Origin of the sequence: Herbaspirillum sp. SJZ107, from assembly GCF_006715485.1 — a bacterium.
Lineage (GTDB): Bacteria > Pseudomonadota > Gammaproteobacteria > Burkholderiales > Burkholderiaceae_D > Telluria.
Genome location: NZ_VFNH01000002.1, coordinates 1225940 through 1238943 on the forward strand (window position 1 = coordinate 1225940; position 13004 = coordinate 1238943).

Annotated in this window: 9 protein-coding genes; 7 read left to right on the forward strand and 2 right to left on the reverse strand. The window is 65.1% G+C overall.

Annotated elements, in window-relative coordinates; genetic code table 11:
- Positions 1 to 133 precede the first annotated feature (133 nt).
- The 7 genes from FBX97_RS15165 (at position 134) to ahpF (ending at position 11660) form a co-directional block, all read left to right on the forward strand.
- A complete protein-coding gene (locus FBX97_RS15165; protein WP_141834528.1) occupies positions 134 to 2689 on the forward strand; it encodes an excinuclease ABC subunit UvrA in 2556 nt (851 codons plus the stop codon).
- Between the two features lie 120 nt (positions 2690 to 2809).
- Positions 2810 to 6313 (forward strand): response regulator, encoded by a 3504-nt coding sequence (locus FBX97_RS15170; RefSeq protein ID WP_141832975.1) that lies wholly within the window; start codon positions 2810 to 2812, stop codon positions 6311 to 6313.
- A gap of 18 nt (positions 6314 to 6331) precedes the next feature.
- Entirely contained in the window at positions 6332 to 7162 is an 831-nt protein-coding gene (locus FBX97_RS15175; RefSeq protein ID WP_141832977.1) for a protein-glutamate O-methyltransferase CheR, read from the forward strand.
- The gene (locus tag FBX97_RS15180) at positions 7159 to 7782 is read left to right on the forward strand and encodes a chemotaxis protein CheB (protein ID WP_141832979.1); all 624 of its coding nucleotides are present in this window, start codon (positions 7159 to 7161) and stop codon (positions 7780 to 7782) included. The genes FBX97_RS15175 and FBX97_RS15180 overlap by 4 nt, the downstream gene beginning before the upstream one ends.
- Positions 7779 to 8993: a hybrid sensor histidine kinase/response regulator gene (locus FBX97_RS15185; RefSeq protein WP_141832981.1), complete on the forward strand. Its 1215-nt coding sequence runs from the start codon at positions 7779 to 7781 to the stop codon at positions 8991 to 8993. The genes FBX97_RS15180 and FBX97_RS15185 overlap by 4 nt, the downstream gene beginning before the upstream one ends.
- Before the next feature lie 235 nt (positions 8994 to 9228).
- Positions 9229 to 9792, forward strand: a complete 564-nt coding sequence (gene ahpC, locus FBX97_RS15190) for an alkyl hydroperoxide reductase subunit C (protein ID WP_141832983.1) — start codon at positions 9229 to 9231, stop codon at positions 9790 to 9792.
- A gap of 290 nt (positions 9793 to 10082) precedes the next feature.
- On the forward strand, positions 10083 to 11660 hold the full coding sequence (ahpF, locus tag FBX97_RS15195) for an alkyl hydroperoxide reductase subunit F (RefSeq protein WP_141834531.1): 1578 nt from the start codon (positions 10083 to 10085) through the stop codon (positions 11658 to 11660).
- 98 nt (positions 11661 to 11758) lie between these two features.
- Here ahpF and FBX97_RS15200 read toward each other — a convergent pair whose 3' ends face one another.
- Both FBX97_RS15200 and FBX97_RS15205 read right to left on the reverse strand, forming a co-directional pair.
- Entirely contained in the window at positions 11759 to 12118 is a 360-nt protein-coding gene (locus FBX97_RS15200) for a hypothetical protein (RefSeq protein ID WP_141832985.1), read from the reverse strand.
- Positions 12119 to 12149: 31 nt separating this feature from the next.
- Positions 12150 to 12989, reverse strand: coding sequence for a DUF6159 family protein (locus FBX97_RS15205; protein ID WP_141832986.1), 840 nt, complete (start codon positions 12987 to 12989; stop codon positions 12150 to 12152).
- Positions 12990 to 13004 lie beyond the last annotated feature (15 nt).

The following is a 13004-nucleotide window of genomic DNA, read 5'->3' on the forward strand; positions in this document are numbered from 1 at the left end:
CAGGGGCGACGTTGGCAGCAGCACGGGGTATCCACATGGCGCGTCTTCGACCGCACTCCGTGCGTCACCGCACCGCCGCCACCCGGCCTGGTGCGTTGTAATGAAGCCTTCCAAGCCACCACCCGGAACCCCGATGCGCCGCAAGCCCGACCACCCGCAGGACCCCACGCCGACCCCGTCCAGCGCCGGCATGCCCGGCCACGTGCGCGTGCGCGGCGCGCGCGAGCACAATCTCAAGAACGTGGACCTCGACATCCCGCGCGATGCGCTGGTGGTGTTCACCGGCGTCTCCGGCTCCGGCAAGTCCTCGCTCGCCTTCGGCACCCTGTATGCCGAAGCCCAGCGGCGCTACCTGGAATCGGTGTCGCCGTATGCGCGCCGCCTGTTCCACCAGATGCCGGTGCCGGAAGTCGACGACATCGACGGCCTGCCGCCGGCGGTGGCGCTGCAGCAGCAGCGCGGCACGCCGACCACGCGCTCGTCGGTGGGCAGCGTCAGCACGCTGTCGAATTCCTTGCGCATGCTGTACTCGCGCGCCGGCGACTATCCGCCGGGGCAGGGCATCCTGTACGCCGAATCGTTCTCGCCGAATACCGCCGAAGGCGCCTGCCCGCAGTGCTCCGGCCTGGGCCGCATCTACGAAGTCACCGAGCAGTCGATGGTGCCGGACGACTCGCTCACCATCCGCGAGCGCGCGGTCGCTGCCTGGCCGCCGGCCTGGCACGGCCAGAACCTGCGCGACATCCTGGTGACGATGGGTTACGACGTCGACACGCCCTGGCGCGACCTGCCGAAGAAGGACCGCGACTGGATCCTGTACACCGACGAGACGCCCACGGTCCCGGTCTACGCCGGCTTGACGCCCGAGGAAACCAAGAAGGCGCTGAAACGCAAGGACACGCCCAGCTACCAGGGCACCTTCACGGGCGTGCGCCGCTACGTGATGCAGACCTTCGCCACCACCGAGAGCGCATCGATGAAGAAGCGGGTGGCACGCTACATGGTCGGCCTGGAATGCCCGACCTGCCACGGCAAGCGCCTGCGTCCGGAAGCGCTGGCGATCACGTTTGCCGGCCTGGATATCACGGAACTGTCGCGCATGCCGCTCGAGCGGCTGGCGAAGCTGTTGCAGCCGTATGCCGACGGCAGCGCACCGAAAGGAAAGACCGACAAGCACGCCGAACAGCTGATCGTCACCCAGCGCATCGCTGCCGACCTGTGCGCGCGCCTGGACGTGATGCTGGCGCTGGGCCTGGGCTACCTGGCGCTGGAGCGCAGCACGCCGACGCTGTCGCCGGGCGAACTGCAGCGCCTGCGCCTGGCGACCCAGGTGCGCTCCAACCTGTTCGGCGTGGTCTACGTGCTGGACGAGCCCTCGGCCGGCCTGCACCCGGCCGACACCGAGGCGCTGCTGGATGCGCTGGCGCGCTTGAAGGCGGCCGGCAACTCGCTGTTCGTGGTCGAGCATGCGCTGGACGTGATCCGCCATGCCGACTGGATCGTCGACGTCGGCCCGCACGCGGGCGAGGGCGGCGGCCGCATCCTGTACAGCGGCGCGCCGGACGGCCTCAGGAAAGTCGCCGAATCGCACACGCGGCGCTACCTGTTCGACGAAAAAGGCATCGAAGACCGCACCCCGCGCGAACCGACCGGGTGGCTGCAACTGGAAGGCGTGCGCCGCAACAACCTGCACGACCTGCGCGCCCGCTTCCCGCTCGGCGTGCTGGCCGCCGTGACCGGCGTGTCCGGCTCCGGCAAGTCGACGCTGGTGAGCCAGGTGCTGGTCGACCTGGTCGGCGCGGCGCTCGGCCAGGGCGCGCCCGAGGAGGAGCCGGAAGAGGAGCCGGGGCTGGAGCGCGAGGAAGCCATCCCGACCGAAGGCCGCATCGCCAGCGGGATGGAAGGGGTCAAGCGCCTGGTGCGGGTCGACCAGAAGCCGATCGGGCGCACCCCGCGCTCGAACCTGGCCACCTACACCGGCCTGTTCGACCAGGTGCGCAAGCTGTTCGCGGCCACGCCGCAAGCCAAGAAAAAGCGCTACGACGCCGGGCGCTTTTCCTTCAACGTCGCCAAGGGCCGCTGCGAGCATTGCGCCGGCGAAGGCTTCGTCATGGTCGAGCTGCTGTTCCTGCCCAGCGTGTACGCGCCGTGCCCGACCTGCGAAGGCGCACGCTACAACGCCGACACGCTGGCCGTGCACTACAAGGACAAGAACATCGCCGACGTACTCGGCATGACGGTGGACGAAGCCTACGCCTTCTTCGAAGACCAGGAACCGGTCGCGCGCCCGCTCAACACCCTGCGCGAGGTCGGCCTGGGCTACCTGCGCCTGGGCCAGAGCGCGACCGAGCTGTCCGGCGGCGAAGCCCAGCGCATCAAGCTGGCGACCGAACTGCAGCGCGCCACCCGCGGCGGCACCCTGTATATATTGGACGAGCCGACCACCGGCCTGCATCCGCTCGACGCCGACCGCCTGATGGCCCAGCTGAACCGCCTGGTCGATGCCGGCAACAGCGTGATCATGGTCGAGCACACGATGCGCGTGGTGGCCGGCTGCGACTGGGTGATCGATATCGGTCCGGGCGCCGGCGAGGCCGGCGGCACGGTGGTGGCGGAAGGCCCGCCGCGCACGGTGGCGGATTGTCAGGATGGCCAAACTTCTCGTTACTTGAGGGCAATGTACCGCTAACGGTGCGCATTTTCGCGTAAATATGCTGCACGGGAAAGAAAAACTGCTCAAAAGAACACGCCTTGTCGGGCAATTGCGTTACACTTTGGATATTTTTTTCCAAACGCGTCGCGTAAAAGTATGCCTGGCACGAGTATCGACAGTAATCAATTCCGCCGTATCCTGTCCCGCAACGTCGCCATGCCCCTCGGCATGGGCGTCCTCAGCGCGCTGGTCTTCGTCGGGATCATCGCCTACCTCATCAATGTCCTGAGCTGGGTCGAGCACTCGGAGCATGTGATCGGCCGCGCCAACGAGGTCAGCCGGATGTCGGCCGACATGGAAGCCGGCGTGCGCGGTTACCTGCTGTCCGGCGACGACGACTTCTTGTCGCCCTACCTGCTGGCCAAGCCGAAGATCGAAGGCGAGCTGGACGGACTGCGCAAGCTGGTGGCCGACAACGGCACCCAGGTCGACCGTATCGAGCGCGTCCGCAATGCCCAGCGCGAATGGCAGCTGTACGCCGACGAGGTGATTGCACAGCGCCGCAAGAGCGACGATTTCATCGCGTTGGTCAAGACCGGGCGCGGCAAGGTCCTGACCGACGAGGTACGGCGCCAGTTCGCCGACTTCATCGAGGTCGAGCAGCGCCTGCTGCAGGAGCGCAATACTTCCTCGCGCTCCGTGATCGCGTGGTCGGTCGCCATCTTCCTCCTGTTCAGCCTGGTCGTGGCCGGTTCGCTGGCGATGTTCGGCCGCCGCGAACTGCTGCGCCTGTCCCGTTCCTATAACGAGACGCTGGAACACGAAGCCGAACACAATGCCGAGCTGCGCCACCAGGACTGGCTGCGTACCGGCCAGGCTGAACTGGCCGGCAAGACCTCGAATATCCACGAACTCGAACCCCTGGGCAACGTCGCCCTGGGCTACGTCACGCGCTACCTGGAAGGCGTGGTCGGCGCCATGTACGTGCGCAGCGAGGACGGCGTGCTGCGCCGCCTCGCCGCCTACGGCTTTGCCCATGCCGATACCGAGCGCGGCCTGCAGATCCAGCCGAACGAATCGCTGGCGTCGCAGTCGGCCAACCAGAACCGCATCCTGACCCTGCGCGACCTGCCGCCGGATTACATCAAGGTCGGCTCCGGCCTCGGCGAGACCGCACCGCGCGAACTGGTGATCGCCCCGATCTCGAACCACGGCAAGATCAAGGGCGTGATCGAGATCGGCTTCCTGCGCCCGGTTACCGAGCGCGACGTCGAGTTCATGAAAATGATCGGCCCCGCGGTCGGCGCGTCGGTCGCTGCCGTGCTGTACCGCCAGCGCCTGCAGGTGGCGCTGGAAGAGCAGCAGGCCATGAACGAGGAATTGCAGGTGCAGCAGGAAGAACTGCGCACCGCCAACGAAGAGCTGGAAGAACAGTCGCGCGCGCTGGAAGAATCGCAGTCGGCGCTGGAAAACCAGCAGGCCGAGCTGGAGCAGACCAACGAGCAACTGGGCGAGCAGGCCGCCCGCCTGGACCTCAAGAACAGTGCCTTGCTGCAAGCCCAGGACCAGTTGCGCGAACGCGCGCTGGAGCTCGAGCGCGCCAGCCGCTACAAGTCCGAGTTCCTGGCCAACATGTCGCACGAACTGAGGACGCCGCTCAACAGCTCGCTGATCCTGGCCAAGCTGCTGTCCGACAATGCGGCCGGCAACCTGAACGAAGAGCAGGTGCGCTTTGCCCAGACCATCTATTCGGCCGGCAACGACCTGCTCAACCTGATCAACGACATCCTCGATATTTCCAAGGTCGAGGCGGGCAAGCTGGAACTGGTGCCGGAAGAGCTGTCGCTGCGCCGCGTGGTCGAGCACATGGCGCGTACCTTCGAACCGCTGGCGCGCCAGAAGTCGCTCGAGTTCCGCTTCGACGTCGCCCCGAACGTGCCGGCGTCGATCCACACCGACCGCCAGCGCATCGAGCAGATCCTGAAAAACCTGCTGTCGAACGCGGTCAAGTTCACCGACAGCGGCGACGTCAGCCTGACCGTCAGCGCGACCCAGGATGGCTGGGTCCAGTTCGTGGTCCAGGATTCCGGCATCGGCATCGCACCCGACCAGCAGGAACGCATCTTCGACGCCTTCCACCAGGCCGACGGCTCGACCGCGCGCAAGTACGGCGGCACCGGCCTCGGCCTGTCGATCTCGCGCGACCTGACCGCGCTGCTGGGCGGCACACTGACGGTGGCCAGCGCGCCGGGCGAGGGCAGTACCTTCACGCTCAGCCTGCCGCGCAACGGCACCGTGGCGGCCACGCCGCCGCCGGCACCGGCGCCGCAAGCCGCGCGCAGCAGCGCCCCGGCGCGCGCCAAGGCGCCGGCGCAAGCCCCGGCCCAGGTGGCGGAGACGGTGTCGAGCGAGCCCGCAGGGCAGGCCGGCGCCGCGACCAGCTTCCCCGACGACCGCGACCAGCCGGCCAACGGCCGCCGCACCGTGCTCACCATCGAGGACGAGCCGGAATTCGCGCGCATCCTGTACGGCCTGGCGCACGACATGGAATTCCGCTGCCTGGTGGGCCTGACCGCCGAGGAAGGCCTGGAACTGGCCACCAACGAGCAGCCCGATGCGATCCTGCTCGACATGCGCCTGCCGGACCGTTCCGGCTTGTCGGTGCTGCAGCAGCTGAAGGAAAACCCGTCCACCCGCCACATCCCGGTGCACGTAGTCTCGAGCATGGAAAACGGCGGCGAGGCGCTGCACCTGGGCGCCATCGGCTATGCGCTGAAGCCGACCACGCGCGAGCAGCTGGAAGAAGTCTTCCTGAAGCTCAAGGAAAAATCGACGCAGCAACTCAAGCGCGTGCTGCTGGTCGAGGACGACGAACGCCAGCGCGACAGCGTGGTCCAGCTGATCGCCGACAATGACGTCGAGATTTCGGCGGTCGGCTCCGGCGGCGAAGCGCTCGCGCTGTTGCGCTCGCAGATTTTCGACTGCATGATCATCGACTTGAAGCTGCCCGATATGCAGGGCAACGAGTTGCTGCAGCGCATGTCGCACGAAGAGCTGGTGTCGTTCCCGCCGGTCATCGTCTACACCGGCCGCAACCTGACCCGCGACGAGGAAGCCGAATTGTCGAAGTACTCGCGCTCGATCATCATCAAGGGTGCGCGTTCGCCGGAGCGCCTGCTGGACGAAGTCACGCTGTTCCTGCACAAGGTCGAGTCGCAGCTGTCGTCCGAGCGCCAGATCATGCTCAAGACGGTGCGCGGACGCGACCGCGTGTTCGAAGGCAGGACCATCCTGCTGGTCGACGACGACGTGCGCAACGTGTTCGCCCTGACCAGCGCGCTGGAGCAGCGCGGCGCCAACGTGGTGGTCGGCCGCAATGGTTTCGAGGCCCTTTCCAAACTGGATGAGGTGGAGAATATCGACCTGGTGCTGATGGACGTGATGATGCCGGGCATGGATGGCCTGGAAGCGACGCGCCGCATCCGCCAGGATGGACGCTTCACGCGCCTGCCGATCATCGCCATCACCGCCAAGGCGATGAAGGACGACCAGGAACAGTGCCTGGCCGCTGGTGCCAATGATTACCTGGCCAAGCCGATCGACCTGACCCGCCTGTATTCGTTGCTCAGGGTGTGGATGCCGACGCTGGAGCGCATTTAAAGTAGAGACGTAAAAACGATGACCAAACCGCCAAGCGACATCGATATCGAACTGCGGATGCTGGTCGAAGCTGTCTATCTCAAGTACAACTACGACTTCCGCGACTACACCGGCGCTTCCCAGAAGCGCCGCGTGCTGGTTGCCATGCGCGCCATGGAATGCGAGACCGTGTCCAGCCTGCAGGCCCGGGTGATGCACGATCCGGCCGCCTTCGCGCAGCTGCTGCAATTTCTCACCATTCCGGTCACCGAAATGTTCCGCGACCCGGATTACTACCTGGCCATCCGGCGCCAGGTGGTGCCGTTCCTGGAGACCTATCCTTCGCTGAAGATCTGGGTGGCCGGCTGCAGCACCGGCGAGGAAGTCTATTCGCTGGCGATCCTGCTCAAGGAAGAAGGCTTGCTGGAACGCACGCTGATCTATGCGACCGACATCAACCCGGCCTCGCTGGATGCGGCGCGGCGCGGCGTGATGCCGCTCGACCGCATGCGCCTGTTCACCGAGAACTACCAGAAGGCAGGGGGCACGCGCGCTTTTTCCGACTATTACACCGCGGCCTACGGCGGCGCGCTGTTCGACCGTGCGCTGGTGGAAAACGTCACCTTCGCCGACCACAGCCTGGCCACCGACAGCGTGTTTGCCGAGACCCATTTCATCAGCTGCCGCAACGTGATGATCTATTTCAACCGGCGTTTGCAGAACCGGGTGCTGGGGCTGTTCCACGAATCCCTGTGCCACCGCGGCTTCCTGGGCCTGGGCAGCAAGGAAAGCATCGACTTTTCCAGCTATGCCCAGCGCTTCGAGCCGCTGGCGCGCCGGGAACGCCTGTTCCGCAAGGTGGGCGCATGACGGCCAGCACCATCACCGACCGCGACCTGCAGGCCAGCCTGCAGGGACGGCGCATCGAGGCGGTCGTGATCGGCGGCTCGGCCGGCGGCGTCGACGCCCTGATCCAGCTGCTGCCGGCACTGCCGGCGGGGTATGATCTGCCGGTCGTCTGCATGCTGCACCTGCCGCCCGACCGCGAGAGCCGGCTGGCCGAACTGTTCGACGAGCGCCTGCCGCTGCCGGTGCGCGAAGCCACCGACAAGAGCGGGATCGAGGCCGGCACCGTCTATTTTGCCGGCCCCGGCTACCACCTGTCGGTCGAGCAGGACCGGACCTTCTCGCTGAGCTGCGAACCGCCGGTGCACTATGCGCGGCCCGCGATCGACGTGCTGATGGAATCGAGCGCGGATGCCTGGGGCCCCGGCCTGGTCGGCATCCTGCTGACCGGCGCCAACCACGACGGCGCCGACGGCATGGCGCAGATCCGCGCCCGCGGCGGCTTTACCGTGGTACAAGATCCTGCTGACGCCCAGGTGGGCGTGATGCCGATGGAGGCGATCCGCCGTTGCAAACCGCACCTGGTCCTGCCGCTGGCGCGGATCCAGGCGCTGTTGCCCATGTTGGAGAATTACAAATCATGAGCGCAAAAGACCCAAGCAAACTCCTGATCGTCGACGACCTGCCGGAAAACCTGCGCGCCCTCGACGCCGTCATCCGCGACGAGCACCGTATCGTCTACCAGGCGTCTTCCGGCGAGGAAGCGCTGTCGCTGATGCTCGAACATGAATTCGCGCTGGCCATCCTGGACGTGCAGATGCCCGGCATGGACGGCTTCGAGCTGGCCGAGATGATGCGTGCCACCTCGCGCACCCGCAACATCCCGATCGTGTTCGTGTCCGCTGCCGGGCGCGAACTGAACTACGCGTTCAAGGGCTACGAGACCGGCGCCGTCGACTTCATGTACAAGCCGCTCGATCCGGACGCGGTGCGCAGCAAGGTCAACGTCTTCGTCACCCTCGACCAGCAGCGGCGCGAGATGCGCCACCAGATGGAAGCGCTGGAACGCAGCCGGCGCGAGCAGGAAGTGCTGCTGCGCGAACTGAACGCGACCCAGGGCGAACTGCAGCGCTCGCTGCGCATGCGCGACGAATTCATGTCGCTGGTGGCGCACGAACTGCGCACGCCGCTCAACACGCTGTTCCTGGAAACCCAGATGCGCAGCCTGCAGCTCAAGCGCGGCAACATGCCGGCCTTTAATGCCGAGCAGATGGGCAGCATGATCAAGCGCGACGAGCGCCAGATCAAGTCCATGATCCGCCTGATCGACGACATGCTGGACGTCTCGCGCATGAAGAGCGGCACGCTGTCGATCCGGCCGGGCAAGGTCGAGCTGATGGCGCTGCTCGAACGCGTGGTCAACGATTTGTCGCTGGCTGCCGCGGCGGCCGGCTGCAACCTGGTGCTGGAGCCGCATGCGCCGGTGGAAGGCTGGTGGGACGAATTCCGCATCGAGCAGGTGGTGGTCAACCTGCTGACCAATGCATTGCGCTACGGCGGCGGCGGCGCGGTCGAAGTCAGTGTCCACCAGGAGGGTTGCCATGCGGTCATCGACGTCCGCGATCACGGCAAGGGTATCGCGCCCGACTTCATCGAACGCATCTTCGAACCCTACGAGCGCGGCGCCAAGAGCGGCGAGCCGAAAGGCCTGGGCCTGGGCCTGTACATCTCGCGCCAGCTGGCGACCTCGCACGGCGGCAAGCTGACGGCCAGCAGCGCCCCGGGGCAGGGCGCCACCTTCAGCCTGACCCTGCCTTGCACCGAGCCGGCCTTGCAGGCCGTCGCCCCCGCGTAAAGCCGCTGCGGGCATTCGACCCGCAGCCCTCGAACGTCGCCCCCGCGAAGGCGGGGGGCCAAGTTTCCACCGCTCCCGATCGCTTTTCACGCCAATGGCTCCGATAGGTCCCACCTATCGAAAGGCGATAGGGAAAATTAATCGATAAAATCTGCTCAATTAATTTCACATAAACGTGTGTGCGAGGTATAGTGTGCACCTAACGTATTTTTTTAACCCCACAACAGGAGCTTTCATGTCCCTCATCAACAGCACGATCAAGCCGTTCAAAGCAACCGCGTACCACGACGGCAAGTTCGTCGACCTGACCGACGCCGATTTCAAAGGCACCTGGTCGGTCGTGATGTTCTACCCGGCTGACTTCACCTTCGTCTGCCCGACCGAACTGGAAGACCTGGCTGACTTCCAGCCGGAATTCGCCAAGATGGGTGTGAAAGTCTACGGCGTGTCGACCGACAGCCACTTCGCCCACAAGGCATGGCACGACACCTCGGAAGCCATCAAGAAAGTGAACTACCCGCTGATCGGCGACCCGACCGGCACCCTGGCCCGTAACTTCGAAGTCATGATCGAAGAAGAAGGCATGGCGCTGCGCGGTACCTTCGTGATCAATCCGGAAGGCCAGATCAAGGTCATGGAAGTGCACGACAACGGCATCGGCCGTGACGCATCGGAACTGATGCGCAAAGTCAAGGCAGCCCAGTACGTCGCCGCTCACCCGGGCGAAGTCTGCCCGGCCAAGTGGTCGGAAGGCGCCGAAACCCTGAAGCCGTCGCTGGACCTGGTCGGCAAGATCTAATTAATAGATTGTTGGAAAGCGGGCCGCCCCCGGCTCGCAGCAGTTACTGTAGGACCTAGTTGTACAAGGACATTAGCCAAAACCCCATTGCGGTAGCGGCTGATGTCCCCACCTCTTACCCGCGCCGCATTGATCCCGCCCTGGAAAAAGGCGATCAAACTAGTCGATTTTGCCGCGCCAGATTTACTAATTTGATGGACGCACGATTGAAGAATCGATGCGTCGGGGCCAGGCTTTGCCCAGAACTTTAACGATTTAACGACGATACGAACGAGGAAATGACCATGAGCGTGCTTGACAATGACCTGAAGACCCAACTCGGCGCCTACCTGCAGCGTGTACAGCAACCGTTCGAACTGGTTGCCTCGCTGGACGACAGCGAGACCTCCAAGCAGACGCTCGAACTGCTGCAGACCATCCAGAGCCTGCGCAGCGACAAGATCACCGTCCGTACCGACGGCAACGATGCGCGCAAGCCGTCGTTCAGCGTCCAGCGCACCGGCACCAACACCTCGCTGCGCTTTGCCGGCCTGCCGCTCGGCCACGAATTCACCTCGCTGGTGCTGGCCCTGCTGTGGACCGGCGGCCACCCGCCGAAGGTCGAGCAGGACACCATCGACGCCATCAAGGCACTCGAAGGCGAGTACAACTTCGAGATGTACATGTCGCTGAGCTGCCATAACTGCCCGGACGTGGTGCAGGCGCTGTCGCTGATGGCCATCCTGAACCCGAACGTGAAGACCACCGTGATCGAAGGCGGCGCCTACCAGAAGGAAGTCGAAGCGCGCCAGGTGATGGCCGTGCCGATGGTCTTCCTGAACGGCGAACTGTTCGGTTCGGGCCGCATGATGATCGAAGAAATCGTCGCCAAGCTGGACAAGGGCGCAGGCGCCCGTGACGCCGCCAAGCTGAACGCCAAGGATCCGTACGACGTGCTGATCGTCGGCGGTGGCCCGGCCGGCTCGGCCGCAGCCGTGTACGCCGCCCGCAAAGGCATCCGCACCGGCGTCGCCACCGGCCGCATGGGTGGCCAGGTGAACGACACCATGTCGATCGAGAACTACATCTCGGTGCTGGAAACCGACGGCCCGAAATTCTCGGCTGCCCTGGAACAGCAGGTGCGCCACTACGGCGTCGACGTGATGACCCAGCAGGAAGCCGCCAAGATCATCCCGCCGTCGGCCCCTGGCGAACTGGTTGAAGTGCAATTCGTCAACGGCGGCTCGCTGAAGTCGAGCACCGTGATCCTGTCGACCGGCGCCCGCTGGAGGAACGTCAACGTGCCGGGCGAAGAGCAGTACAAGAACGCCGGCGTCAACTACTGCCCGCACTGCGACGGCCCGCTGTACAAGGGCAAGCGCGTCGCGGTCATCGGCGGCGGCAACTCGGGCGTGGAAGCGGCGATCGACCTGGCCGGTATCGTCGAGCACGTGACCCTGATCGAGTTCGCCAACCAGCTGAAAGCCGACGCCGTGCTGGTGAACAAGGTGCAGAGCCTGTCGAACGTGACCATCCACGTCAACGCCCAGACCACCGAGATCACCGGCGACGGCAACAAGGTCAACGGCATCTCGTTCAAGGACCGCATCACGGGTGAAGAGAAGAACGTCCCGCTGGCCGGCGTGTTCGTCCAGATCGGCCTGGTGCCGAACACCGAGTTCCTGAAGGGCACCCTGGAACTGTCGCGCTTCGGCGAGATCATCGTCGACGCCCACGGCCGCACCAACATCCCGGGCGTGTTCGCCGCGGGCGATGCGACCACCACGCCGTTCAAGCAGATCGTGATCGCGGCGGGCGAGGGTGCCAAGGCAGCGCTGTCGGCCTTCGATTACCTGATCCGCATGCCGGTGGCGGTTGAAGCCGCATAAGCGGTCGAGTCCAGTCAGCTGTTGAAGAGGCAGCGCTTTCCGGAAGGAGGCGCTGCCTTTTTTATTGCCGGGTTTTATCAGGGCCGGCTGCTTGCGCGTTACATCGGACGTATGTGGGGAAAACCGTCGATACATGCCATTTCATACTGTTGGCCAGCCTTGAACTCGTAGATGACCGATGGTGCTACGTCCAATACCTCCATACCCCCCGGTTTCGGCGGGCATATGTAGCCAATCCTCTGCTTGCCGGGGTGCAGGCGAATCTGGCCGCGTGATAGAACGAGGCCGGGCAAGGCAAGGTATTTTCCGGCCGCGATGGGGATGGGTTTTCCCAGTTCGTCCAGAACGGTAAGTCTTGCCGTTTTCGCGTCCCACTGAAGGTCGTAGTTGGTCTTTGCGTCGATACCGGTGCAGGCGGCTGTGACCAGGATGAGTGGAACGAGGACGAGACTTTTCATCAGGGTCGAATTTGCGTCTGAATCTGTGGGATCAGGACTTCTGCCGGAAGCTGGACGCCAGCAAACCCTTGTCGAACCCGGCCGACGCGCTGCCGTCGACGGCGTAGCGGTAAAGGACGGCGGAATAGATGCCGGTCAGCGTCGCCTGGAACAGCACGCAGGCCAGCAGCGCCAGCACGACGACGGCGCCGAACAGGAAGAAGAACACCGGGCTGACGGCGCCGGCGGCAAGCAGGAGGATCGCCAGCAGCACGCTGCCGCCGGCCAGGCCGAAGTAGACCAGGCCGAAGGCGGCGCCCATGCCGATATGGCCGGTGACGTTCTCGCCCCAGGTGCGCTTGAGCAGGGCGGTGCTTTCGGAAATCGAGTCCATCGGACCGCGGTCGCGGGTCACGATCACCGGCACCACCAGGAAAGTCGCCAGCGCCCAGCCGGCGCCGATCAGGCCGACGACCAGGCGGCCGACGAAGCCGAGCCGTTCCTGGATCGCGCGCAGGATCACGCCGACGGTCGCGGAAATGACCGCGTAGCCGAGGATGGCCGGCAGGCGGGCGTTGGCGATGCGCAGGCCGTCGGCCAGCGTCGGGCTGCCGCCGTCCAGCCGGATCATGACGGCGCCGACCAGCGCCGTGTTGAAATAGAAAATGACGAAGTACTGCACCACGTAGAACAGGAAGCCGATCGAATACAGGCCGCCTTCGCCCATGCCGTCGACCGGTCCCAGGCCGAACACCGGCAGGGCGAATGCGGCCACCAGCAGCAGCCAGGCGCCGGCCGAGATCAGGGGGAACAGCAGCAGGTGATTGTCCTGCCTGAGCACCTGGGCGCTGGCGCGGACAAGATCGAAACTGCGTCTGATACGGTCGAACATGAGCGGCTCCTTGGA